The 23565-nt window shown below is 63.2% G+C and carries 21 protein-coding genes, 1 tRNA gene and 1 riboswitch; of the genes, 10 read left to right on the forward strand and 12 right to left on the reverse strand.

Going from position 1 to position 23565, the window contains the following annotated elements:
* Positions 1 to 2: 2 nt before the first annotated feature.
* Together argF and NKI39_RS01995 are read left to right on the forward strand one after the other, a co-directional pair.
* Positions 3 to 914 (forward strand): ornithine carbamoyltransferase, encoded by a 912-nt coding sequence (gene argF / locus NKI39_RS01990; protein ID WP_352470112.1) that lies wholly within the window; start codon positions 3 to 5, stop codon positions 912 to 914.
* Positions 915 to 1076: 162 nt separating this feature from the next.
* Positions 1077 to 2087 carry an Hsp33 family molecular chaperone gene (locus NKI39_RS01995; protein WP_352501705.1) on the forward strand — a complete coding sequence of 337 codons (1011 nt, stop codon included), beginning with the start codon at positions 1077 to 1079 and terminating at the stop codon, positions 2085 to 2087.
* Positions 2088 to 2093: 6 nt separating this feature from the next.
* On the opposite strand, the gene apaG is transcribed toward NKI39_RS01995, so the two are convergent.
* Positions 2094 to 2486: a Co2+/Mg2+ efflux facilitator ApaG/CorD gene (gene apaG, locus NKI39_RS02000; RefSeq protein ID WP_023677352.1), complete on the reverse strand. Its 393-nt coding sequence runs from the start codon at positions 2484 to 2486 to the stop codon at positions 2094 to 2096.
* A gap of 227 nt (positions 2487 to 2713) precedes the next feature.
* Here apaG and NKI39_RS02005 point away from each other — a divergent pair, with 227 nt between their 5' ends.
* Positions 2714 to 3868, forward strand: coding sequence for a ceramide glucosyltransferase (locus NKI39_RS02005; protein ID WP_352501706.1), 1155 nt, complete (start codon positions 2714 to 2716; stop codon positions 3866 to 3868).
* A 37-nt stretch (positions 3869 to 3905) separates the two neighbouring features.
* Here NKI39_RS02005 and NKI39_RS02010 read toward each other — a convergent pair whose 3' ends face one another.
* A complete protein-coding gene (locus NKI39_RS02010) occupies positions 3906 to 5096 on the reverse strand; it encodes an O-succinylhomoserine sulfhydrylase (RefSeq protein WP_352501707.1) in 1191 nt (396 codons plus the stop codon).
* Between the two features lie 70 nt (positions 5097 to 5166).
* A riboswitch (SAM riboswitch) is annotated at positions 5167 to 5244 on the reverse strand.
* 135 nt (positions 5245 to 5379) lie between these two features.
* On the opposite strand from NKI39_RS02010, the gene NKI39_RS02015 reads away from it, so the two are divergent.
* On the forward strand, positions 5380 to 6474 hold the full coding sequence (locus NKI39_RS02015; protein ID WP_352470117.1) for a 2'-deoxycytidine 5'-triphosphate deaminase: 1095 nt from the start codon (positions 5380 to 5382) through the stop codon (positions 6472 to 6474).
* 17 nt (positions 6475 to 6491) lie between these two features.
* Here NKI39_RS02015 and NKI39_RS02020 read toward each other — a convergent pair whose 3' ends face one another.
* From NKI39_RS02020 to chvE, 5 genes are all read right to left on the reverse strand, one after another.
* Positions 6492 to 6944, reverse strand: coding sequence for a hypothetical protein (locus NKI39_RS02020; protein WP_352501708.1), 453 nt, complete (start codon positions 6942 to 6944; stop codon positions 6492 to 6494).
* A gap of 27 nt (positions 6945 to 6971) precedes the next feature.
* On the reverse strand, positions 6972 to 7964 hold the full coding sequence (gene araD1, locus NKI39_RS02025; protein ID WP_352457733.1) for an AraD1 family protein: 993 nt from the start codon (positions 7962 to 7964) through the stop codon (positions 6972 to 6974).
* A 190-nt stretch (positions 7965 to 8154) separates the two neighbouring features.
* The gene (gene mmsB, locus NKI39_RS02030) at positions 8155 to 9447 is read right to left on the reverse strand and encodes a multiple monosaccharide ABC transporter permease (protein WP_292659525.1); all 1293 of its coding nucleotides are present in this window, start codon (positions 9445 to 9447) and stop codon (positions 8155 to 8157) included.
* Positions 9444 to 10976: a multiple monosaccharide ABC transporter ATP-binding protein gene (gene mmsA, locus NKI39_RS02035; RefSeq protein WP_023677359.1), complete on the reverse strand. Its 1533-nt coding sequence runs from the start codon at positions 10974 to 10976 to the stop codon at positions 9444 to 9446. The genes mmsB and mmsA overlap by 4 nt, the downstream gene beginning before the upstream one ends.
* A gap of 99 nt (positions 10977 to 11075) precedes the next feature.
* Positions 11076 to 12140, reverse strand: a complete 1065-nt coding sequence (gene chvE / locus NKI39_RS02040) for a multiple monosaccharide ABC transporter substrate-binding protein (RefSeq protein WP_254816339.1) — start codon at positions 12138 to 12140, stop codon at positions 11076 to 11078.
* 316 nt (positions 12141 to 12456) lie between these two features.
* On the opposite strand from chvE, the gene NKI39_RS02045 reads away from it, so the two are divergent.
* The gene (locus tag NKI39_RS02045) at positions 12457 to 13446 is read left to right on the forward strand and encodes a LysR family transcriptional regulator (RefSeq protein WP_352464898.1); all 990 of its coding nucleotides are present in this window, start codon (positions 12457 to 12459) and stop codon (positions 13444 to 13446) included.
* A gap of 313 nt (positions 13447 to 13759) precedes the next feature.
* Here NKI39_RS02045 and NKI39_RS02050 read toward each other — a convergent pair.
* Positions 13760 to 13833, reverse strand: a tRNA-Gly gene (locus NKI39_RS02050).
* A gap of 131 nt (positions 13834 to 13964) precedes the next feature.
* Here NKI39_RS02050 and NKI39_RS02055 point away from each other — a divergent pair.
* A complete protein-coding gene (locus NKI39_RS02055) occupies positions 13965 to 14228 on the forward strand; it encodes a DUF6460 domain-containing protein (RefSeq protein WP_352830490.1) in 264 nt (87 codons plus the stop codon).
* Between the two features lie 4 nt (positions 14229 to 14232).
* Here NKI39_RS02055 and NKI39_RS02060 read toward each other — a convergent pair whose 3' ends face one another.
* Positions 14233 to 15135, reverse strand: a complete 903-nt coding sequence (locus tag NKI39_RS02060; RefSeq protein WP_352830492.1) for a histone deacetylase family protein — start codon at positions 15133 to 15135, stop codon at positions 14233 to 14235.
* 50 nt (positions 15136 to 15185) lie between these two features.
* Here NKI39_RS02060 and NKI39_RS02065 point away from each other — a divergent pair, with 50 nt between their 5' ends.
* Positions 15186 to 16610 carry an MATE family efflux transporter gene (locus NKI39_RS02065; RefSeq protein WP_352501747.1) on the forward strand — a complete coding sequence of 475 codons (1425 nt, stop codon included), beginning with the start codon at positions 15186 to 15188 and terminating at the stop codon, positions 16608 to 16610.
* Positions 16611 to 16613: 3 nt separating this feature from the next.
* Here the strand turns inward: NKI39_RS02065 and NKI39_RS02070 are convergent, their stop codons facing one another.
* Together NKI39_RS02070 and NKI39_RS02075 are read right to left on the reverse strand one after the other, a co-directional pair.
* On the reverse strand, positions 16614 to 17690 hold the full coding sequence (locus NKI39_RS02070) for a quinone-dependent dihydroorotate dehydrogenase (RefSeq protein ID WP_352501711.1): 1077 nt from the start codon (positions 17688 to 17690) through the stop codon (positions 16614 to 16616).
* On the reverse strand, positions 17687 to 18037 hold the full coding sequence (locus NKI39_RS02075) for a DUF952 domain-containing protein (RefSeq protein ID WP_352830496.1): 351 nt from the start codon (positions 18035 to 18037) through the stop codon (positions 17687 to 17689). Before NKI39_RS02075 ends, NKI39_RS02070 begins: the two co-directional genes overlap by 4 nt.
* A 126-nt stretch (positions 18038 to 18163) precedes the next feature.
* Between NKI39_RS02075 and NKI39_RS02080 the strand changes: the two genes are divergently transcribed.
* Together NKI39_RS02080 and NKI39_RS02085 are read left to right on the forward strand one after the other, a co-directional pair.
* Positions 18164 to 18595: a hypothetical protein gene (locus NKI39_RS02080; protein ID WP_352501713.1), complete on the forward strand. Its 432-nt coding sequence runs from the start codon at positions 18164 to 18166 to the stop codon at positions 18593 to 18595.
* Between the two features lie 119 nt (positions 18596 to 18714).
* Positions 18715 to 19377: a response regulator gene (locus tag NKI39_RS02085; RefSeq protein ID WP_502893818.1), complete on the forward strand. Its 663-nt coding sequence runs from the start codon at positions 18715 to 18717 to the stop codon at positions 19375 to 19377.
* Positions 19378 to 19380: 3 nt separating this feature from the next.
* On the opposite strand, the gene NKI39_RS02090 is transcribed toward NKI39_RS02085, so the two are convergent.
* Entirely contained in the window at positions 19381 to 22869 is a 3489-nt protein-coding gene (locus NKI39_RS02090) for a PAS domain-containing hybrid sensor histidine kinase/response regulator (protein ID WP_352501714.1), read from the reverse strand.
* A gap of 232 nt (positions 22870 to 23101) precedes the next feature.
* On the opposite strand from NKI39_RS02090, the gene mscL reads away from it, so the two are divergent.
* Entirely contained in the window at positions 23102 to 23524 is a 423-nt protein-coding gene (gene mscL, locus NKI39_RS02095; protein WP_352830499.1) for a large conductance mechanosensitive channel protein MscL, read from the forward strand.
* Positions 23525 to 23565: the final 41 nt, after the last annotated feature.

Raw genomic sequence — 23565 nt, forward strand, 5'->3', positions numbered from 1 at the left:
TGATGTCCCTTCGCCATTTCACCGATCTTTCCGCCGTTTCCGAAGGCGATCTGCGCTTCATGCTCGACGACGCAGCGGTGCGAAAGGCAAGGCTCAAGGCCGGCGAACGCAGCAAGCCGCTCGAAGGCAAGGTGCTGGCGATGATCTTCGACAAGCCGTCGACGCGCACGCGCGTGTCGTTCGACGTCGGTATGCGGCAGTTGGGTGGCGAGACGATCATGCTGACCGGCACCGAGATGCAGCTTGGCCGCTCGGAGACCATTGCCGACACGGCCAAGGTGCTGTCGCGCTACGTCGATGCCATCATGATCCGCACCACCTCGCATGACCGGCTGCTGGAACTGATGGAAAACGCTACGGTCCCCGTCATTAACGGGCTGACCGACGAGACCCATCCCTGCCAGCTGATGGCCGACATCATGACCTTCGAAGAGCACCGCGGTCCGGTGGCCGGTAAAACGATCGCCTGGACCGGCGACGGCAACAACGTGCTGCATTCGCTGCTGGAGGCATCCGCGCGGTTCCATTTCAAGCTGAATGTCGCCGTGCCCGAGGGCAGCGAACCGGCCCAGAAGCATGTCGACTGGTCGAAAGCCAATGGCGGCAAGCTGAAATTCACCCGTTCGCCCGAGGAGGCCGTTCACGAGGCCGACTGCATCGTCACCGACTGCTGGGTGTCGATGGGCCAGGAGCACCGTGCCCGCGGCCACAATGTCTTCCTGCCCTATCAGGTCAATGCGGCACTGATGGCGAAAGCCAAGCCGGATGCGCTGTTCATGCACTGTCTGCCGGCGCATCGCGGTGAGGAGGTTACCGACGAGGTCATCGACGGACCGCATTCGGTGGTGTTCGATGAGGCCGAGAACCGGCTCCATGCCCAGAAGGCGGTCCTGGCCTGGTGCCTGGGCGCTTGATACGAGCCGCGGTGATCCGGGCCGGCCTGATCTGCGCCGCCTTGATCTGGGCCGCCTTGATCCGGGAGTTGGTGGTGCCTATCTCAGGCGCATCACGCAAATCGAGCGCGTCTCGTCGCATGCGCCCCGGAGGGCGGCATCGCCGCGCCCCGGAGCTTTGTCATGTTGGAAACTCATCAATTGGCTGAACATAAACCCAAGCTCGGCGAATTCGGCTACGCCGGCGACGACCATGTCGTGCCGTTCGAGGTCGGCCCGCTCGACGTGCGCGGTCGCACCGTCCAGCTCGGGCCGATGCTCGATGCTATTCTCAGCCGCCACGACTATCCCGAGCCGGTCGCCCGGCTCCTGGCTGAAGCCTGTGTGTTGACGGTATTGCTCGGAACTTCGCTGAAGTTCGAGGGCAAGTTCATTCTGCAGACCCGCACCGACGGGCCGGTCGACATGCTGGTCGCGGATTTCTCCACGCCGCACGCGCTGCGCGCTTATGCCCGCTTCGATGCCGACCGGCTGCAGGCTTTGACTTCTGCCGGCGAGACGTCACCGCAGACGCTGCTCGGCAGCGGCGTCCTGGCGCTGACCATCGACCAGGGCGCTCACACACAACGCTACCAGGGCATCGTCCAGCTCGACGGCGTCACACTGGAAGATGCCGCACGCACTTATTTCCGCCAGTCTGAGCAGATTCCGACCGACCTCCGGCTTTCGGTTGCCAAGCTTCTGACGCCCGGCGTCGGCGGTGCCCGCGAGCAATGGCGGGCCGGTGGCCTGCTGGCACAATTCCTGCCGCAGTCGGCGGAGCGCATGCGCGTACCCGACCTTCCCGGTGGCGATGGCGATCCGCGTGAGGAAATCCACGACCCGACCGACAATTCCTGGCAGGAGCTGCTGGCGCTGCTTGGTACTATTGAACCGACCGAGCTGATCGATCCGACGATCGGCGCCGAACGGCTGCTTTACCGGCTTTTCCACGAGCATGGCGTCCGCGTGTTCGGCGGGGTGCCGGTCGCCGACCAGTGCTCATGCTCGAGGGAGAAGATCCACGGCATCCTCGAAGGCTTTTCCGCCGAGGAGATCAGGGACAGCACCGAGGATGGCAGCATTCACGTCGCCTGCGAATTCTGCTCGAAGCAATATGACTTCGACCCGGCGGAGTTTGCAGCGGCCGGATGACGGCCGTCAATTGACGGTGCGCCGCATTCCCGGCAAGTCGAGCGAGAAGGCGGGGATGGCGACGTCGAACGTCTCGCCCCGTTTGTTGCGCATGGTGTAGTGCCCGACCATGATGCCGGACGGCGTCGAGAGCGGGCATCCAGACGTATACTGATAGCTGTCGCCGGGGTTGAGTCCGGGTTGCTCGCCGACAACCCCGGGGCCGCGCACTTCCTCGACCTTGCCGGTGCCGTCGGTAATGTGCCAGTAGCGCGACAGAAGCTGCACGAACTCATCCGACTGATTGTCGATGGTCACCTGATATCCCCAGACATAGCGGTTTTGCGGCGGGTCGGAGTGATCCTCCAGATAGAACGGCCTGACCTGCACTTCGATGTTGCGGGTGACGGCGCTGTACATAAACTGCTCCAAAGCAATGTAGATGGAACTTTCGACGCTCAGCGCAGTTTGATCAACGATGCGCGTCATCTCCTTGCCCGACTCGAGCGCAGGTGCCGAAAAACAATGTCATTTAAGTGACACATGACAATGATGGTGTGCAGGCTTGTGCCGGGCGACTCAGCGTTCTGTCGAATTGTTGAAAACGGCCGTCATGCGGCCGGCACTTCTGGAGTGACCAGATCTCGATGGAACCGACATTCGCAGCCGCCCTCCTTTCCATAGCCCTCCTTCTTTCAAATCTCGCCAGCATCCTGTTAGCTTCGCTGAAGCTGAAGCGACCAGCCAGGATCGCACCGCCCGCGGCCAACGCGCCGCCGGTATCGATCGTCATCCCGGCGCGCGGCGTCGAGCCGTTTGCCGAAGAGACGCTGGAGCGCGCCTTCTCACTCGACTGGCCGCGCTACGAACTCATCTTCTGCGTTGCCCATGCCGACGACCCGGTGGTCAAGCCGATCACCGCCGCAATGGCGCGCTTTCCAGCTATTCGCGCCCGCCTTCTAGTCGGTGACGACCGCATCAGCGGCAATCCAAAACTCAACAATTGCGTGAAGGGTTGGGAAGCGGCGCATTATCGCTGGGTCATCCTTGCCGATTCCAATGTGCTTATGCCGAGCGACTACGTCCAGCAGCTGATGGCGGCATGGCGGCATGGCACTGGCCTCGTCTGCTCGACGCCGATCGGCTCACGGCCGGACGGCTTCTGGGGGGAGGTCGAATGCGCCTTTCTCAACACGCTGCAGGCACGCTGGCAGTACGCCGGAGAGGCGCTCGGCCTCGGCTTCGCGCAGGGCAAGAGCATGTTGTGGAACAAGCCGATGCTCGACGCCAATGGCGGCATCCGCGCGCTTGCCGCCGAGATCGCCGAGGACGCCGCCGCGACCAAGCTGGTCAACGGGCTCGGACTGCGGGTCAATCTTGTCGCCTCGCCCTTCGAACAGCCGCTCGGCCGGCGCACGCTTGGCGAGATCTGGTCGCGGCAGGCGCGCTGGGCGCGGCTGCGCCGCGTCACCTTCGCGCTGTTCTTCGCCCCCGAGATCCTGATCGGCGCGGCGCCGCCGCTGGTGCTTGCGCTGATCGCGGCGGCTGACGCCGGCGTCAGCCTGCCGGCAACCGCCATCGCCGTGCTGGTCGCGGCCTACCTGCCGGAATGCGCTTTGGCCTCGGCTAAGGGATGGCAGCTGTCGCCGCGCACGATCCCGGCGATGATGGCGCGAGACCTGATGCTTCCCGCCATTTGGGCGCGCGGATGGCTGAGCGGCGCCGTCGACTGGCGCGGCAACGTGATGACTATCCAGACAAAGACCGTCGCGGAGCTGGAAGAGACCCCGTCCGGTGCCTGATCGGGCGCGTTCCCGCTCGCCTCTGTTCGGCCAGCCCTTATCCGGCAACTCTCAGTGCCTGCTCGATGTCTTCGAGCAGGTCGTCGGCGTCCTCAAGGCCAACTGACAGCCTGAGCGTTCCCGGTCCGATGCCGAGCTCGGCGCGGGCCTCATCGGTCAAGTTCTTGTGCGTCGTCGTCGCCGGATGGGTGATCAGGCTCTTGGCGTCGCCGAGATTGTTGGAAATGAGCACGACGTCGAGTGCGTTCTGGAAGGCAAAGGCGGCCTGCTTGCCGCCCTTCACATCCAGGCAGATCAGCGTCGAGCCACCCGACATCTGCTTCTTGACCACGGCCGCTTGCGGGTGGTCGGCGCGGCCGGGATAGATGATGCGGGCGATTTGCGGGTGCTCGGCCAGGAAATCCGCGATGCGGCCGGCACTTTCCGTCTGCTGGCGTACGCGTAGCGGCAGCGTCTCCAAGCCTTTCAACAGGGTCCAGGCATTGAAGGGCGAAAGGCTCGGGCCGGTGTGACGGAAATAGTCATGCAGGTTCTCGTCGATCCATTTCTTGTCCGACAGAACGATGCCGCCAAGACAGCGCCCCTGGCCGTCAATATGCTTCGTGGCCGAATAGACGACGATGTGGGCGCCGAGCTGCAGGGGTTTCTGCTGCAAGGGCGTAGCGAAGACATTGTCGACGATCAGCCTGGCGCCGATCGAATTGGCAAGTGCCGCGACGGCGGCAATGTCGACTACCTCCAGCGTTGGATTGGTAGGGCTTTCCAGGAAAAACAGTTTGGTGTTTGGCTTGACCGCCTTTTCCCAATTGGCGATGTCGGTGCCGTCGACCAGCGTTGCCTCAATGCCGTATTTCGGCGCCAGCGTCTCGACCACCCAGCGGCAGGAGCCGAACAGCGCGCGCGCCGCCACGATATGGTCGCCCGCCTTGGCGCTGCACAGCAGTGCTGCCGTCACCGCCGCCATGCCGGATGCCGTGGCGCGCGCGTCTTCGGCTCCTTCCAGCGCGCACATGCGTTTCTCAAACATGTCGACCGTCGGATTGGCATAGCGCGAATAGATGAAGCCCGGCTCCTCGCCCTTGAAGCGCGCCTCCGCCGCTTGCGCCGTCTCGTAGACATAGCCTTGGGTGAGATACATCGCCTCGGAGGTCTCGCCGAAGCCGGAACGCAGCGTTCCGGCATGCACGAGTGCGGTCTGAGGCTTCCAGTCGCGCTTCTTGGTCATCATTCCATCCAAACACCAAAATTGGTCCAAACAACAAAAAACCGGTCGCGAAAGTCGCAACCGGTCCATATGGCCTTGCGGCCCGACGGTCCTTTAGCGACTTGTTTAACGTGGCTGCAAGCCGACCGGCCAAATCACCACGGGATAACGAGCTTTAGACCCGCGCCACGCTTGCGTCAATTGCCGGCATGATTAAGAGGGTTGTACCAAGCAGGTGCCAAAGGCGTCCACGGTCGGACCTGCGACAGAACAAGACCTCGCCCGGCGTTCGAACGGAGCCAGACCCTTGCGGCAGACAGGCATTCTTCCCGATCAGGATATTTCCGCGCTGTTCCAGACGGGCGCGCTGAAATCGCCGCGCACGCTCGATGCCGATCAGATCCAGCCGGCCAGCCTTGACCTCAGGCTCGGCGACAAGGCCTGGCGGGTGCGTGCTTCCTTCTTGCCCGGCCCGGACCACAGGGTTGCCGACAAGCTCGACCGGCTGAAGCTGCACGAGATCAACCTCGCCGAAGGTGCTGTGCTGGAAACCGGCTGCGTCTACATCGTGCCGCTGCTCGAAAGCCTGGCGCTGCCCGCCCATATTTCCGCCTCCGCCAACCCGAAAAGCTCGACCGGACGGCTCGATATCTTCACTCGGGTAATGACCGACCGCGGCCACGAGTTCGACAAGATCGCCGCCGGCTATGAAGGCCCGCTCTACCTGGAGGTCAGCCCGCGCACTTTCCCGATCGTCGTGCGGACCGGCTCGCGGCTGTCGCAGATCAGGTTCCGCACCGGCAATGCGCTCTTGTCGGAAAACGAGCTGCACGAGTTGCACCGCGCCGAAATGTTGGTCGCCACCGAACCACCCAACATCTCAGGCGGCGGCATCGCGCTGTCGATCGACCTCGACGGCGACAAGGATGGGCTTGTCGGCTATCGCGGCAAGCACCACACCGGCCTGGTCGACGTCGACAAGCGCGCCGCGCAGGATGTCGTCGATTTCTGGGAGCCGCTCTACAAGAGCGGTGCCGGCGAGCTGGTGCTCGATCCGGACGAATTCTATATTCTGGTGTCGCGCGAGGCGGTGCATGTGCCGCCGCTCTACGCGGCCGAAATGACGCCCTTCGATCCGCTGGTCGGCGAGTTCCGCGTCCATTATGCCGGTTTCTTCGACCCGGGTTTCGGCCATTCGGCGTCGGGCGGCACCGGCAGTCGGGCGGTGCTCGAGGTGCGTAGCCACGAAGTGCCGTTCATCCTCGATCACGGCCAGATCGTCGGACGGTTGGTCTACGAGCACATGCTGAAACGGCCGCGGGCGCTCTACGGCACAGATCTCGGCTCGAACTATCAGGCGCAGGGCCTGAAACTGTCCAAGCATTTCCGCGCCGCCCGCTGAGCTTGTTCGCAATTCCGTCAGCCGCGAAACAGATATTCTTTCGCGGCGCCAAGGCAGCCATGAAACTGACCGATAAAGAGCAGTTCTCGCACTGCCAATCGCTTCTTCCCCCAAAATCCTCTGGTTTGCTTCTCGTCGTCAAGTGAGGCGCTTGAGCTGGACTGCAAGGGGAACAACTGCTTGTCGATACATCCCAGCACATGGGCTCTGGCGGAGTCGATACCGCAGGCTCTGCCATTGTCGTTCAGTCTGTCAGCGCGGAGTGCGGACGTCATGCGATCCGCGTTGCGCATCAGAAAGCTCACTTGCGATTTCGAATGACCGGTGGCCAGAAGCCGGTTAGTCATCGACATCCGGGCCCCGCGATAGGATTTTGCGCTGCATTGTCCGGCGCTGTAAGCCGCTGGGGAGAAATAGGCGAGGAACAGGACTAAACTTACGAACACAGTGCCAATCCGCAGGCCGTTCATTTCTCGCCCCTGAATTATGTCACCAGTTTACAACGCCTTCACCGCCACCTTCACCGGCTGCTCGATTTCAAGCGGGTTGCGCAGAGGCAGGCCGAAATCCTGCGCCTCGATTTCGAATACGTCACCGGCCTCGGTCCTGATGCCGTCGGCAAAGGACAGCGTCGCCGTGCCGAACATGTGCACATGCACGTCGCCCGGCTGGCGGAAGGCCGAGTATTTGAAGTGGTGATGCTCGAGATTGCCAATGGTGTGCGACATGTTCGCCTCGCCCGACAGGAACGGCTTTTCCCAAAGCAGCTTGCCGTCGCGCAGGATGCGTGAAGCGCCGCGGATATCGGACGGCAGATCGCCGATCAGGATCTCCGGCCCGAACGAAGCGTTGCGCAGCTTGGAATGGGCAAGGAAGAGATAGTTCACACGCTCGGTGACGTGGTCGGAAAACTCGTTAGACAGCGTGAAGCCGACGCGGAACGGGGCGCCGTCGTCGCCGATCACATAGATACCGGCGATTTCCGGCTCCTCGCCGGCATCCTGGGCGAAGGCCGGCGACATAAGCGCCGCCCCGGGCGCCACCGCCATGGTGCCGTTGCCCTTGTAGAACCATTCCGGCTGCACGCCGATCTGGCCTTTCGCCGGCTTGCCGCCCTCAAGCCCCATGCGGAACATCTTCATGGAATCGGTCAGCTGTTCCTCGCCGTCCGTGCTGAGCTTCTTGTGCATGGAATCGCGGGTCGCGGCGGAGCCGAGATGCGTCAGCCCGGTGCCGGTGAGATGGAGATGCGCCGGATCGGGATGGTTGATCGGCGACAGCAGCCGTCCCTTCTTGTAGGCTGCGTCGAGATCGACGGTTTCGCCGAAGCCCTTGCGCTCGATCAGGGCGACAAGCCCGCTGCCGGTACGCGCGGCTTCCATCGCCAGCGAATAGACGCTGCGGGCGCCGTTGATGACGCGGGTCTTGCCGCCGTTGCGGGCAACGACGCGGATCGTCTCGGCGTCGTCGAGGATTTGTGAGATCAGCATGGTAACCCTCTCTGAATTGTGGGCTGGCCTGCCCTTTCTCGGCAAACCCTGCCCTGCGCGGCCAGGACCCTGTCCGCGCCTCGGTTGAAATTCTTCGTCCGGATTGCGCTCGCGGATCAGGTCCCTCGGGGGACTTCTTTGCGCCGCCCGGCAGCGCCGCGATGTGACCCGTATGCCTCCTGGTTGCCTCTCAAGCCTTGTTCTTGTTGTAGACGTCGAAGACGACGGCGCCGAGCAGCACCAGGCCTTTGACCACCTGCTGCCAGTCGACATTGACGCCCATGATCGACATGCCGTTGTTCATGACGCCCATGATGAAGCCGCCGACCACCGCGCCGATGACCTGGCCGACGCCGCCCATCGCCGAAGCGCCACCGATGAACACCGCGGCGATGACGTCGAGCTCGCTGCCGAGGCCGGCCGCCGGCACAGCCTGCCCCAGGCGCGCTGCGATAATCAGACCGCCGAGTGCCGACAGCACGCCCATATTGATGAACACCATCAACGTCAGCCGTTCGGTCTTGATGCCCGATAGCTGGGCTGCCTTGGCATTGCCGCCCATTGCATAGATGCGACGGCCGATCGTCATGCGTTTGGTAACGAAGACGAACAACGCGATCAGCACGCCCATCACCATGAGAACGATGGGGAGGCCCCTATAGGTGGCGAATTGGTAGACGAGAAACAGCGCCAGCGCGCTGATCACCAGGGTCTTGACGACGAACAGCGAGAAGGGCTCGGCTTCGTAGCCATGCTTCTCGCGGGTGCGCCGAGCCCTGAGCCCGAAATAGGCATAGGCGAGCACGGCGACGAGGCCGATCACGATCGTCGTCAGGTGCAGCGTCAGGCCGCTGCCGACAATGGTTTTGCCGGCGGCGTTCACGGTTGGCGGTATCAGCGTCAATGGGCCGATCAGGTCCGGAATGAAGCCGGAACTGAGCGCCTTGAAGCCGACGGGAAGCGGCCCTACGGAAGACCCGCCACCCAGCAGCGCCTGGCAGATGCCGCGGAAGATCAGCATGCCCGCCAGCGTGACGATAAAGCTCGGTATTCGGTGATAGGCAATCCAGTAGCCTTGTGCCGCGCCGATCGCACCACCGACGATCAGGCAGATGATCGACACCACCAGCGGATTGCTCAATGGGCCAAGCGGCCAGATGACCATCATCATCGCCGCCAGTGCGCCGATGAAGCCGGCGACGGAGCCGACGCTGAGATCGATGTGACCCGAAACGATCACCAGAAGCATGCCCAGCGCCATCACGATGATGAAGCTGTTCTGCTGCACGAGATTGCTGAGGTTCACCGGCTTGAACAGCGTTCCGGACGTGGTGAACTGGAAGAACACCATGATTGCGATCAACGCCAGCACCAACCCGTATTCGCGCAGGTTGGTGACCAGCGCCGAGACGGCAATGCGAGGTCCCTGTTGTAGATCCTGGGCAACGCCGGTCTGCGGCCCGGGAGCGCTTTCGGTGCTCATGATGCTTTTCCTTCTCCGCGGACGATGGCGCGCATTATCTTTTCCTGGCTGGCGTCGCTTGCCGCCATTTCGCCGACGATGCGTCCTTCGTTCATGACGTAGATGCGGTCGGTGATGCCGAGCAGTTCGGGCATTTCCGACGAGATGACGATGATTGCCTTACCCTCGGAGGCGAGACGCGCGATGATCGTATAGATTTCATACTTGGCGCCGACGTCGATACCGCGTGTCGGCTCGTCGAGGATCAGCACTTCCGGATTGGCGAACAGCCATTTCGACAGCACCACCTTCTGCTGATTGCCGCCAGAAAGGTTGCCGGTCATCTGGTAGACGCTCGAGGCGCGGATATTGGTCCTGCCGCGATAATCGTTGGCGACCGAAAGCTCGCGCAAATCGTCGATCACGCCGTGGCGCGACACGCCGGGCAGGTTGGCCAGAGTGATGTTGTGCTTGATGTGGTCGATCAGGTTGAGCCCGTAGGTCTTGCGGTCCTCGGTAACGTAGGCGATGCCGTGTTCCACCGCCTTGCTCACCGAAGAGACGTCGATCGGCTTGCCGTTGAGGAACACCTCGCCGGTGATGCGACGGCCATAGGACCGGCCGAACAGGCTCATGGCAAACTCGGTCCGGCCGGCACCCATCAGCCCGGCAATGCCGACCACTTCGCCCTTGCGGGCGTTGAGGTTGATACCCTTGATGACCTGCCGCTCGGCATGGATGGGGTGGTAGACCGACCAGTTTTTCACTTCGAGAACGGTCTCGCCGATCTTCGGCTCGCGCGGCGGATAGCGGTCATCGAGCGAACGGCCGACCATCGAAGTAATGATGCGGTCCTCCGAGATGTCCTTCTTGGCCAGCGTCTCGATGGTCCGCCCGTCACGGATGATGGTGACCTTGTCGGCGACCCGGTTCACCTCGTTGAGCTTGTGCGAGATCAGGATCGACGTGATGCCTTGCCGCTTGAATTCGAGCAGCAGATCGAGCAGCGCCTGGCTGTCCTTTTCGGACAGGCTCGCGGTCGGCTCGTCGAGAATGAGCAACTTCACTTCCTTGCTGAGCGCCTTGGCGATCTCGACCAGCTGCTGCTTGCCGACGCCGATATTGGTGATCAGCGTGTTGGGGTCTTCCTTGAGGCCGACCTTCTTGAGCAGGGCGCTGGTGCGCGCCTCATTGGCATTCCAGTCGATGACGCCGTATCTGGCGTGCTCGTTGCCGAGAAAGATGTTTTCGGCGATCGACAGCATCGGCACCAGCGCAAGCTCCTGGTGGATGATGACGATGCCCTTGCGCTCGCTGTCATGGATGCCTTTGAAATGGCACTCATCGCCGCGATAGATGATCTGGCCGTCATAGGTGCCGGACGGATACACACCCGACAGCACCTTCATCAGCGTCGACTTGCCGGCGCCGTTCTCGCCGACCACGGCATGGATCTCGCCTTCCTCGACCATGAGCTTGACGTTCGACAGCGCCTTGACGCCGGGAAACGTCTTGGTGATGTCGCGCATCTCCAAAATCGTCGATGCCATTGAGAATACCACTCCTGCGAGGTCCGCAAACAATACCGGGCTGGCTCGCCAACGAAAAGGGGCCCTGCCTGCGCAGGACCCCAGGCTTTGTAACCGCGATTACTTCAGCTCTTCGGCCTTGATGTAGCCGGAGTCGACCACCAGGGCCTGATAGTTCGACTTGTCGACGTCGTGCGGTGTCAACAGGATCGAGGGAACGACCTTGACGTCGTTGTTGTAGGTCGTGGTGTCGAGGCCTTCCGGCTTGCCGCCCGAGAGCACCTTGTCGACGAGTTCGACCGTCGCCTTGGCGAGTTCGCGGGTGTCCTTGAACACGGTCGAATACTGTTCGCCGGCGATGATCGCCTTGACCGAAGCGGTCTCGGCGTCCTGTCCGGTGACGATCGGCCATGGCTGATCGGCGGTGCCGTAGCCTACGGCGCGCAGCGAAGCGATGATGCCGCGCGACAGGCCGTCATAGGGCGAGAGCACGCCATCGACGCGGCTGCCGTCCGAGTAGTTGGCGGAGAGCAGATTGTCCATGCGGGCCTGGGCGGTTGCCGCCAGCCAGCGCAGCGTGCCGACCTTGTCCATGCCCATCTGGCCGGACTTCACGACGAGGGTCTTGTCGTCGATCAGCGGCTGAAGAACCGACATGGCGCCGTTATAGAAGAAGAACGCATTGTTGTCGTCCGGCGAACCGCCGAACAACTCGATGTTGAACGGGCCCTTCTTCTCGGGATAACCGAGACCCTTGAGCAGCGATTTGGCCTGGATGACGCCGACGCCGAAATTATCGAAGGTGGTGTAGTAGTCGACATTTGGCGTCTTCTTGATCAGGCGGTCGTAAGCGACGACGACAACGCCGGCGTCATTCGCCTTCTGCAACGCATCGCCCATCGTGGTGCCGTCGATCGAAGCGATGATCAGCGCCTTCGGGCCCTTGGTGATTTCGTTTTCCAGCTGGCTGAGCTGGTTCGGAATGTCGTCCTGCGCGTACTGCAGGTCGACAGTGTAGCCCAGAGCCTCGAGCTGGGACTTGACGGCGTCGCCGTCGTTGATCCAGCGCTGCGAGGTCTTGGTGGGCATCAGCACGCCGATCAGGCCTTCGCCCGCCTGCGCCGGCAGCGTCATGGCCGCGATGCCTAGGGCCGCGACGGCGGCCAGTGTCTTGATAATCTTCACATTAACTCTCCCTGGTTGATGGACGCGTACCCTTGGGTTTCGTGGGCCGCGCAATCGTGCAGGAGCGCCAAACGCGCCGCTGCCGTCAATCGATCTCCGGTATCCTCCCAATCGGCCCCGAGACTCTGGTTCAATCGATACGAGTTTTCCCTCGTCACCGACCGTCAAGCCTCAGGACGCGCGAAGGGTGTGTCGCTTTGCCATAACTGTCAAATGCGATCTTTGATGGTTGCTATATCGAGACTGATATGGCTTAGGCTAGTGACGACGCTGCCGGATCCAGCCAGGGCGCCGGGCGTAAGAGTAGGGAAGAATCATGGCAGCGCTGCGAAATCCTGGCGGAATATCAGCCGGTTACGATGAGATCCCGGGTGATGGCGGAACCTTGCTGCGCAGCGGCTTGAGCCTGCGTCACATGCGCATGATCGCAGCCCTCGACGAGCACGGCCGAGTGAGCGCCGCGGCCCAGGTCATGAACATCTCGCAGCCGGCGGCCTCGCGCATGATCGCCGAGATGGAGGCCGTGCTCGACGTCAAGCTCTGCGAAAGGCTGCCGCGCGGCATCACGCTGACACCCTATGGCAAGGCGTTGGCACGGCGCGCGCGATCGATCCTGCTCGAGATGCGTGAGGTCGACCGCGAGATTTTCGAGCTCAAGGCGGGCAAAGGCGGCTCGGTATTCCTGGGCGCGGTGACAGCACCGGCGATCGAGCTGGCGGTGCCGGCGATCCGCGAGATCCGGCGCCTTTATCCGCGCATCGAAATCACCATGCAGGTCGAGACCTCGAACGTCTTGGCGCGCGAGCTGATCGCCTCGCGCCACGATTTCATCATCGCCCGCATCCCCGACGACCTCAATCCGCGGCTGTTCGAAGCGCGCGTCATCGGCGTCGAGAAAGCCTGCCTGATCGTGCGCCGCGGCCACCCGCTGACCAAGGGCAAGGCGGTCCGGTTGGAAGACACCGCCGCCTATGACTGGGTTTTCCAGTCGGGCGGCTCGCCGCTGCGCCAGGCGATGGAAAGCAACTTTTTGAACCGCAACATCGCGCTGCCGGACCGCATCCTCAACACCAGCTCGCTGCTATTGACTCTGGTCATGGTCGCGCAATCCGACGCCATTGCGCCGGTTTCGATCCAGGTCGCGAAGTTCATCCAGAACCCCGAAGGCCTGGCCGGCGCCATCGATGTTGTCCAGACTGAATTCGACATCGAGGTCAGGCCCTACAGCCTGATCACGGTGAAGAACCGCGCGCTGTCACCGGCAGCCAAGATGCTGCACGATTTTATTTTGCGAGAGGTGGGCTGAGGGTTGGAGCGGGTAGCGGGCGCATCCCGCGGCCGGCCAGACGACCAGACAGGCCCGCCAGCAGCGGCGCCGATGCACGTCGGCCACTACTGCCTGATGCTCAAAAAAGCCCGCCAGCAGAAGCCAGCGGGCCAAGGGTAGACTTTCCGGTTGGGGTCATTCGAGGCCCCGCCGACCCCCAATGTGAGATATTCCACGAACTGGCACATCGGCCAAACAGATGAAAGACGGCCAGCCCGGGCTGTAAAACTGCCTATAAATCCGCTGGTTTTCAGCTTGGCCAGAACAAGTGCAATGCACCGGGGGCAAAAGCTGGAGCGGGTAGCGGGAATCGAACCCGCGCGTTCAGCTTGGGAAGCTGACAAGCTACCATTACATCATACCCGCGCTGGTTCCTCCGATATCATGGGGCGGCGCCGATGCGCAATCCGGTTTGAGGGCTCGGCTTGATGCAGGGCTATCAACTGCGTATTTCTAGGCATGTGCCCGAATCGCGGCACCCGACTGTGGAGACAGGCTTGTCCGCACTGAACCGCTTTCTCGGCGATACGCCGCTCCGGGTGATCCTGAAGCTGCTTGTGGTGTCGTTCCTCGTCGGGCTGGTCATGAATGCCTTCGGCTGGTCGCCGATGGATGTGCTTTACGGCATTCGCAAATTCTTCATCGACCTGTGGAATTTGGGCTTCCACGCCAGCGACCGTTTCCTCGACTACATCCTGCTCGGTGCCGCGATCGTCGTGCCGGCCTTCATCCTGCTCAGGATCGCCAACTACCGGAAGTGAATTTTCAGGTATAGCCCGCCGCCACCTCGAACAGGATGGCGTGCCGTGCAGCAAGTGCTGCGACATCCGTCGAATAGCCTCCGCCGATAACGCCGCATACCGGTATGCCAAGCGTGCGGAAATGGCGGATCACCATATCGTCGCGGGCGTGCAGCCCGTCATCCGTGAGCGACAACCTGCCGAGCCGGTCCTCGACATGGACATCGACGCCGGCATTGTAGAAGGCGAGGCCCCAGCGCCTTCGCGCCGACAGCTCCGGCAGGATGGCGTCCAGCCGCTCCAGATAGGCTGCATCGCCGGCGCCGTCGGGCAGGGCGACATCGAGATCGGAGGCGATCTTGCGCGCGGGGTAGTTGCGGTCGCCATGCATGGAGAAGGTAAACACGCGCGGCTCGTCGTTCAGGATATCCGCCGTGCCGTCGCCCTGATGCACGTCGAGGTCGACGACCAGGATGTTTTGGACAGCAGCTTCGGCGAGCAGCACCAGCGCGGCAACGGCTACGTCGTTGAAGGTGCAGAAGCCGGCGCCTTGCGCGCGCCGTGCATGATGGCTGCCGCCGGCGGTGTTGCAGGCGATGCCGTTCAGCAACGCCAGCCGCGCCGCCAGCACCGTGCCGGCCGTTGCGAGCTGCGCCCTCAGCGAAACCCGCGGTCCGACGGGAAAGCCGATCTCGCGCTCGATCGCCACCGGCACTTTGCAGGCAAGCACCTGGTCGACATAGTCTGCCGCGTGGGCAAGCTTCAGCCATGATGGCCGCGCCGCCTCCGGCTTGTTGAGCGCTTCGGGACGTGCCAGGCCGCGTGCCCGCAACGCATCCATCAGCAGCGGATATTTGCTCATCGGGAAGCGGTGGTTGACGGCGAAGCCGGCGTCATAGTCGGGATGATGAACGATCTGCAGGGGCATGGGGCGGCCGGTGCGCCAGAGGCGGATTTCGGTAGACCATAACGGGGTGGATGGTTGCGCGAGGTCCGCAAACTGGGGCACATCGGCTGGCCGATCAAGCCGCAACAGGAAGCAACACGCGTTTGGAGCAGGCTTTACCCACCGAAGCCCACGCCACCGAAGCCAGGGCCTTTGTCGTCACCAACCGCTCGGTGCTCGCCATCGCCGTGCCGATGACGCTTGCCTATCTGACGACGCCGTTGCTCGGAATTGTCGACACGGCGGTGGTTGGGCAGTTCGGCGACGCCGCCCTTCTCGGCGGCCTGGCGGCCGGCGCCCTGATCTTCGATGTCGTCTTCACCACCTTCAATTTCCTGCGCTCCGGCACCACCGGCCTCGTCGCCCAGGCCTTCGGGCGCGGCGATGCGCTGGAGGAGCAGGCGGTGTTCTGGCGCGCCGTGCTGATCGCGGTCGCCGCCGGCATCGTGCTTGCCGCGCTTGCGCCGCTGGTCTCCACCGCCGGGCAATGGTTCATCGGCGCCGAGCCGCGCGTCAGCGCGGCGATGGACGTCTATATCCGCATCAGGATGCTCGCGGCACCGTTCTCGCTGATCAATTACGCCATCCTCGGTTACGTGCTTGGGCGCGGCGAGGGCGGGCTCGGGCTGATGCTGCAGTTGATACTGAACGGCATCAACATCGCCCTCTGCTTCCTGCTTGGCCTGGAGCTCGGCTGGGGCGTCGCCGGCGTCGCCTGGGCGACGCTCACCGGCGAATTCGTCGCCATGCTGCTTGGTCTCGCCATTGTCGGCCGGCGCTTTTGGGCGGCGCCCAGGTTGCCGCGCCACCGCGTCCTCGATCTGCCGGCATTCCTGCGCATGATGTCGCTCAATCGCGATATCATGATCCGCTCCTTTTCGCTGCTCGCCGCCTTCGCGCTGTTCACGCGCCAGGGCGCACAATTCGGCACTCTGACGCTGGCCGCCAACGCCGTGCTGATGAACCTCTTCCTGGTTGCCGGCTATTTCCTCGATGGTTTCGCCACCGCTGCCGAACAGCTCGCCGGGCGCGCCATCGGCGCCCGTGCCGCCACGGCGTTTGATCAGGCGGTGCGTCTGACGCTGCTTTGGGGGCTCGGTCTGGCCGGCGCGGCGACGCTCTTCTTCCTGCTGGAGGGCACGGATCTGATCGCCCTGATCACGACCTCGACGGACGTCCGCGCCATTGCCGACATATACCTGCCCTGGGCGGCGTTCACCGCGCTCAGCGGCGTGCTGGCTTTCCAGATGGACGGTGTCTTCATCGGCGCAACATGGTCGCGCGACATGCGCAACATGATGCTGTTGTCATTCCTGGCGTTCAGCGCCGCGCTGCTGATCCTGGCGCCGGCCTTCGGTAATCACGGCTTGTGGGCGGCGTTGCATGTCTTCCTGCTGGTACGCGGCTTCAGCCTGCTCGCCATATTGCGGCTGCGGGTGCGCACAGCCTTTAACTGATCGCTAAAGCGGTTTCGCCGCCCAGTGATCGAGGCGGCTGTCGCGAAGCTCGCACAGCGACTTCAGCCCTTGATTGTCCATGAAACGGGCCATGCCGGAAAGAATGCGCCCCGGCAGCGCGGGCCCGGCATAGATCATGCCGGTATAGAGCTGGACGAGATCGGCGCCGGCACGGATCTTTTCCAGCGCCGTCTCGGCGGAATCGACGCCGCCGACGCCGATGATAGTAGGATCCGGGCCAAGCAGTTTTCGCATCCTTGCCAGCACGATAGTCGAGCGCTCGAACAAGGGTTTCCCCGAAAGCCCGCCGGTCTCGCCGGCAAGGCCGGCGCTGCTCAGGCCGGCTCGCGCGATCGTTGTGTTGGAGACGATGACGCCGTCCATTTGCTTGTCGCTGATCTCGGCAGCGATGTCCTCAAGCTCGGCCTCGACCAGATCCGGCGCGATCTTGAGGAACACGGGCGGTTTTGCCGGTGCCGCCGCACGCGCGGCCATGACCCGCGACAGGAGCTCGCCAAGCTGTTCGCGCGCCTGCATATTGCGCAGGCCCGGCGTGTTCGGCGAGGAGATATTGATTGTCAGATAGCCGGCGTATCGCGCGAACCGGATCACGCCGCGCTCATAATCACTGACGCGGTCGGCGCTGTCCTTGTTGGCGCCGATGTTGATGCCGATGATGCCGGGGCGGCCTTTTCGGGCGGCAAGACGCTTCTCTGCGGCGGCGTGGCCTTCATTGTTGAAGCCCAGCCGGTTGATCACCGCCCCGTCCGAAGGCAGCCGGAAGATGCGCGGCTTCGGATTGCCCGTCTGCGGCAGCGGCGTGATCGTGCCGACCTCGGCGAAGCCGAAGCCGAGGCCGAGCAGCGCGTCCGGCACTTCGGCATTCTTGTCGTAACCCGCGGCCATGCCGAGCGGGTTCGGGAAATCCAGCCCGCAACGGCTGACCTTTAACCTGTTGTCCTGCGGCGGACGACCGGCGACCGGCAGCCCGCATCTCAGCGCGGCAATCGACAGCCCATGCGCGGTTTCCGGATCGAGCGTAAACAGCAGTTTCTGGCCGATCCGCTCGAACGCGCTCATTCGGCCTCCAGCGCCGGGAATTCATGCCGGCCGTCAGCGCCGAGCGGCAATGCCTGCACCGAAACGACCGCATCGAGGCCGAGCCCGCCATAGAGATGCGGGAACGGGGCGCCGCCGCGCGAGACCTCATATTTCAGCGCATTGCCGAGGCGCGCGCTGTCGACGGCAACCAGCAGCAACCCCGCCTGGCCGGCGAAATGTTTTACTGCCGTTTCCCGAACCTGCCCGGCGGTGGAAAAATGGATGAAGCCGTCGGCGACGTCGATAGGCGCGCCGGTGAAGCGGCCTTCTCTTTCAGCCTCGCGCCACAGCGCCTTGGGAACTATCTTGTAGATGATCTCAGACATGGTTGCGCTATAGTCCGAACCGACCACGCGGGGAAGGGCAGGCCCGTGTTCTTCCCCATTTCAGGTTCGTCCCCATTTCAGGCGCAAACTGTGATAGATTGCGCTGACTGGCTCATGGAGGAAAACATGCGTCTGAAACACGTCTTGATCCCCGCAGCGGTGGTGTCGCTTGTCGCGGCGTCGGCCTTTTCCGAGGAAGCCGATCGCTACCGGTTGGAGAAATCGGCCAATGGCTATGTCCGCATGGATACGCAAACCGGCGCCATGTCGCTCTGCGAGGAACGCTCCGGCCAGCTCGTCTGCAAGACGGCGGCCGACGAACGTGCCGCCCTCCAGGATGAGGTCGACCGGCTGCAAAATTCGGTGAAGGCGCTCGACGAGCGCGTCGCCAAGCTCGAAAATTCGCTTGCCGCGCGTTTCGAATCGACTTTGCCCAGCGAGGAGGATTTCAACAAGACGATGGGCTACATGGAGCGCTTCCTGCGCAGCTTCATGGACATCGTCAAGGACATGGACAAGGACGAAGACGGCGCCAAGCCCAATTCGCAAAAGACCTAGGCAATTCGTAAAAAGACCTGGGGCGGGAATAGCAATCCGGCCACGCCGAACAGCAGGCGTAGCGTTATGATCGTTCAGATCCTGCAAGGCGGAAAATCGCCAACGGGATTCGGGGAGGGATATCACCGTTGGGCTACACATTCGTCATTGCCGACGATCATCCGCTTTTTCGCGGTGCATTGAGGGAGGCACTCGCGGGCATCGGAGACGTTGCCGCCATTCACGAGGCCGGCGATTTCGAAAGCGCCAAGGCGCTGGTCCTGGCCAATGAGGACGTCGATCTGGTGTTGCTCGATCTCTCGATGCCGGGGGCAAGCGGCCTTTCCGGCCTGATTTCGTTGCGCGGCATCCATCCGGCGGTGCCGATGATGGTGGTCTCGGCGCATGACGACCCGGTGACGATCCGGCGCGCGCTCGATCTCGGCGCCTCCGGCTTCATCTCCAAATCGGCCAGCATGGAGGAGATCCGCAATGCGGTGCAGTCGGTGCTCGCAGGTGATATCGCGGCACCCGCCGGGGTCGATCTCGGCGTCGAGCGCGATCCCGAGATTTCCGACCTGATCAAGCGACTGCAGGCGCTGACCCCACAGCAGACGCGCGTGCTCGGCATGCTGGCTGAGGGACTGCTGAACAAGCAGATCGCCTATGAGCTCGGGGTCTCCGAAGCGACGATCAAAGCGCATGTCTCGGCTATCCTGCAGAAGCTCGGCGTCGACAGCCGCACGCAGGCGGTCATCCTTTTGTCCAAAATTGGCAGCGACCCGGTTCAAGCCGCCGGCTGATTCCTATTCGGCCGCCGGCGCCAGCGGCCTGACCCTGGCCATCATCGAGCGCAGCATCGCCGGTTTCAGTGGTTTGCTGATCACCGGCACGTCGAGCCTGCCGGCAGCGCCGCGAACCTCGCTGGAGCGGTCGGCGGTGACCAGCACGGCCGGCAGGTCCTCGCCATGGATCGCACGCAACTGGGCGATCAATTCGAGGCCGGTCCTGTTGTCGAGATGATAGTCGGCAAGCACGATGTCCGGCCGATGCATGCCGGACCTGTCGAGATCCTCCGCGCCGGAAAGCGTGTCGACGCTGCAGCCCCAACCCTCGAGCAGGAGCCGCATGCCGTCGAGGATGCGGGCGTCGTTGTCGATGCAGAGCACATTGAGCCCGGCAAGCGAGGCCGCTGCACGGGCAGGCGGCTTCGCCTCCGCTTCGCGCCGCGGTGCCTGCACGGCCGCCACCGGCAGCAACACGGAAAAGCGTGTGCCCTTGCCTGGGTTGGAGAAGATCCGGATTTCGAGGCGCAGGACGCGGGCGATGCGGTCGACAATGGAGAGCCCAAGGCCGAGGCCTTCCGCCTCGCGTGCGCCCTCGTCGAGCCGGGTGAATTCGCGGAACACGGTGTTGAGCTTGTCGCCGGCAATGCCGATGCCGGTGTCGATAACCTGGATCTCGGCCAATTCGCCGCGCCGCCGCACGCCGACCAGGATGCGGCCATGGCGCGTGTATTTAATGGCGTTTGAGACCAGGTTCTGGATCAGCCGGCGCAGCAGATTGCGGTCCGTCATGACGCTGAGCGACGACGGCATGATCGAGAGTTCGAGCTTCTTTTCGGCGGCAAGCGGCCGGAAGTCGTTGCCGATCTGGCGCAGCAGCCCGTCGAGGCCGAAGCTCGTATCGTCCGGCTTCATCGCGCCGGCATCGAGGCGCGAAATGTCGAGCACCGCACCGAGGATGGTCTCGACCGATTCCAGCGACGATTCGATGTTCATCGCCGCCTTGCCGGCAGGTCCCTTGCCGGTCTTCTCGATCAGCGACGAGCAATAGAGGCGGGCGGCGTTCAGCGGCTGCAGGATGTCGTGGCCGGCGGCAGCGAGGAAGCGGGTCTTGCCGAGATTGGCCTCCTCGGCCAGCATCTGCGCCTGCGCCAGCTCCTCGTTGACGCGGGTGAGCTCGGCGGTGCGGCTCTTCACCCGCTGTTCCAGGGATTCGTTGGCGCGCTTAAGCGCCAGATCCTGCTCGACACGTCCGGAAATGTCGGCGTAGGTGGCGACGATGCCGCCATCCGGCATCGGATTGGAGCGCAATTCCAGGATGCGCCCGCTTGTCTTCAGCTCCATCTGCCATGGGCTGACGAAGCTGGTCAGGCGGTTGAGCATGGTGACGCGCTGGTCTGCCGGTATGTCACCGCGCTCGGCAAGGTGGCGCAGGATACGATCGAGTGAGACGCCGACCTGGCCCATCTCGTCGGGCAGGTCGAACAGCGCCCGGTACTGGCGGTTCCAGCAAATCAACCGGAAATCGCGGTCGAAGACAGTGATGCCCTGTTCCATCTGGTCGAGTGCGATCTGCAGCAGATCGCGATTGTGCTGCAGCGCCTCCGTGGCGTCGTCGAGCAGGCGGAAGGCGTCCTTGGATTCGCGGTCGTTGCGTCGCAGCAGCAGCGACAGGATCAGCCGCGCCGAGGATGAGCCGACGGCACTGGCCAGAAGTTGTTCGGAGAAGCGGATGACGTCCATGCTGGCCTGTTCGTTGCCGAGCAGGGAAGTGCCGCTGCTCTTTTCGAACGACTGAAAGGACCGCTCGGTCCGTTCGACACCGAGATAGCGCGCGATCGTGTCCTTGAGGTCGTTGACGGTAATGGTGGTGCGGAAGCGGCGCAGGCTGGGCAGCGGACCCGCTTCGCGCGGCACGAAGATCGACGCCTGGATGCGTTCCAGCGGCACCGACGCCCGCGACAGCGAGCCGAACACAAAAAACAGCGTGTTGATCGAGAGGCTCCACAGCACGCCATGGTTCAGCGGCTCGGCGACGGTGCCGAAAAGAGCCTGCGGCCGCAATGCATCGAAGCCGAACAGGCCGTGGACGAGGATGCCGGTATCGGGCGCGACGAGCGAGGGAAGCAGCAGCGTATAGCTCCAGACGACGATGCCGGCGACCATGCCAAGTGCGGCACCCCTTCCGTTGGCGCCGCGCCAGATCAGGCCGCCGATCATTGCCGGCGCGAACTGCGCGATCGCGGCGAACGACATCAGGCCGATCGAGGACAGCCGCGCGCTGTTGGTGCTCTCGCGGTAGTAGAGAAAGGCGATGAACAGCATGATGAAGATCGCCGCCCGCCGTACATTGAGGATGAGCGTCGACCAGTCCTCGTTCTCGGATGTCGTGGTCCGCAGCAGCCGGCGCACGAACAGCGGAATGACCAGGTCGTTGGAGATCATGATCGACAGCGCGACGCTTTCGACGATCACCATTGCGGTCGCCGCCGACAGCCCGCCGATGAAGGCGGCCATGGCCAGCACGTCGTGGCCGCTGAACAGCGGCAGCGACAGCACGTAAAGGTCGCTGCTGGTCCTGGGGCCGACCAGTTCCAGGCCGGCCAATGCGATCGGCAGCACGAACAGGTTGATTGCCACCAGATAGAGCGGAAACACCCATGTCGCGGTGCGCAGCTCGGCCTCGCTGCGGTTTTCGACGATGGTGACGTAGAACTGGCGCGGCAGCATGAGGATGGCAAAGCCGCTCAGGCATGTCAGCACCAGCCAGGTAGCGAGCGAGGTGTTGTAGCCCATCGCCTGGCGCACCTGCGTGTTTTCGGCGAGCTGGTCGAACATATCGCCTGGCCCGCCGAAGATCAGGAACGTGACCATCAGGCCGATCGCCAGGAAGGCGGCGAGCTTGACCACGGTCTCGACCGCCACAGCCAGCACCAGCCCGTCCTGGTGCTCGGTGGCATCGGCATGGCGCGTGCCGAACAGCACCGCAAACAGCGCCAGCAGCATGGCCACGACCAGCGAGATGTCGCTGACGAACGGATCGAACGACGGCGGCGAGCCGGTATAGTGCTCGACCATCAGGCTGACCGAGCCGGAGATCGCCTTCAATTGCAGCGCCATATACGGCACCGCACCGATGGTCGCGATCAGTGTGGCGATCGCCGCGACAGCAAAACTCTTGCCGTAGCGGGCGCCGAGAAAGTCGGCGATCGAGGTGATCTTCTCGGTCTTGGCCAGCCTGACGATGCGCTGCAGCAGCGGAAAGCCGAACACGAACACCAGGACCGGTCCGATATAGATGCCGAGGAACTCGAGGCCGCGCTCGGAGGACAGGCCGACCGAGCCGAAGAAAGTCCAGGAGGTGCAGTAGATGGCAAGGCTGAGCGCATAGATGAAGGGCCGGGCGCGGCCGGGCCCGGTTGACGTCGAGCGCCGGTCGCCCAGGCTGGCGATGGCAAACAGCAACGTCACATAGGCGATCGCGATGATGACGATGAACCAGCCCTGCACGCCTCGAACTTCCTCCCTGCGCCGGCTTTTTCATCCGGCCTTGCAGACGCAATCACAGCTTGGCGACCGAGTCCATCGCGGCTTTCGGCGCATTATGGCCGCGGCTTCGCACAATCAAGGCCGGGGAAACACGTCTTTGCGCCTGTCGCAACCGCAGGTTTTTGCTATTCTGCCGGCCGGTCGATGCCGAGGCGTGGACGGCAGCACGGCCGGTCAGGACAAGGAGGGTCGAATGCTGAAAGAATTTCAGGAATTCATTTCAAGGGGCAATGTGATGGACCTGGCCGTCGCCGTCATCATTGGCGCTGCCTTCGGCAAGATCGTCACCTCGCTGGTCGACGACATCATCATGCCGGTCATCGGGGCGATTTTGGGCGGATTGGACTTCAACAACTATTTTCTGCCCTTGTCCTCGGCCGTTAACGCCACATCGCTGGCTGAGGCAAAGAAACAGGGCGCGGTCTTCGCCTATGGCAGCTTCATCACCGTGGCGCTGAATTTTCTCATTCTCGCCTTAATCATCTTCCTGATGGTCAAAGCGGTGAACAATCTGCGCCAGCGGCTGGAGCGCGAGAAACCGGCCGTCCCGGTTGCCCCGCCGCCGGCCGATGTCGCGCTGCTCACCGAAATTCGCGATCTCCTCGCCAGAAAGTAGCGCCTGCGGTAACTTTCTGGACCAAAACCCCGGTCGCTTGC

Source organism: Mesorhizobium sp. M0664, assembly GCF_040320565.1.
Lineage (GTDB): Bacteria > Pseudomonadota > Alphaproteobacteria > Rhizobiales > Rhizobiaceae > Mesorhizobium.

Bases quoted from the DNA above. Each gene is read 5' to 3' on its own strand.
- NKI39_RS02075 (WP_352830496.1), bottom strand. From the start codon at position 18,037: ATGTCTGAGATCATCTACAAGATAGTTCCCAAGGCGCTGTGGCGCGAG.
- NKI39_RS02020 (WP_352501708.1), bottom strand. From the start codon at position 6,944: ATGAACGGCCTGCGGATTGGCACTGTGTTCGTAAGTTTAGTCCTGTTC.
- NKI39_RS02045 (WP_352464898.1), top strand. From the start codon at position 12,457: ATGGCAGCGCTGCGAAATCCTGGCGGAATATCAGCCGGTTACGATGAG.
- mscL (WP_352830499.1), top strand. From the start codon at position 23,102: ATGCTGAAAGAATTTCAGGAATTCATTTCAAGGGGCAATGTGATGGAC.
- NKI39_RS02060 (WP_352830492.1), bottom strand. From the start codon at position 15,135: ATGCCCCTGCAGATCGTTCATCATCCCGACTATGACGCCGGCTTCGCC.
- NKI39_RS01995 (WP_352501705.1), top strand. From the start codon at position 1,077: ATGTTGGAAACTCATCAATTGGCTGAACATAAACCCAAGCTCGGCGAA.
- NKI39_RS02065 (WP_352501747.1), top strand. From the start codon at position 15,186: ATGGTTGCGCGAGGTCCGCAAACTGGGGCACATCGGCTGGCCGATCAA.
- apaG (WP_023677352.1), bottom strand. From the start codon at position 2,486: ATGTACAGCGCCGTCACCCGCAACATCGAAGTGCAGGTCAGGCCGTTC.
- NKI39_RS02010 (WP_352501707.1), bottom strand. From the start codon at position 5,096: ATGATGACCAAGAAGCGCGACTGGAAGCCTCAGACCGCACTCGTGCAT.
- NKI39_RS02080 (WP_352501713.1), top strand. From the start codon at position 18,164: ATGCGTCTGAAACACGTCTTGATCCCCGCAGCGGTGGTGTCGCTTGTC.
- mmsB (WP_292659525.1), bottom strand. From the start codon at position 9,447: ATGAGCACCGAAAGCGCTCCCGGGCCGCAGACCGGCGTTGCCCAGGAT.
- argF (WP_352470112.1), top strand. From the start codon at position 3: ATGTCCCTTCGCCATTTCACCGATCTTTCCGCCGTTTCCGAAGGCGAT.
- araD1 (WP_352457733.1), bottom strand. From the start codon at position 7,964: ATGCTGATCTCACAAATCCTCGACGACGCCGAGACGATCCGCGTCGTT.
- NKI39_RS02005 (WP_352501706.1), top strand. From the start codon at position 2,714: ATGGAACCGACATTCGCAGCCGCCCTCCTTTCCATAGCCCTCCTTCTT.
- NKI39_RS02070 (WP_352501711.1), bottom strand. From the start codon at position 17,690: ATGAGCGCGTTCGAGCGGATCGGCCAGAAACTGCTGTTTACGCTCGAT.
- mmsA (WP_023677359.1), bottom strand. From the start codon at position 10,976: ATGGCATCGACGATTTTGGAGATGCGCGACATCACCAAGACGTTTCCC.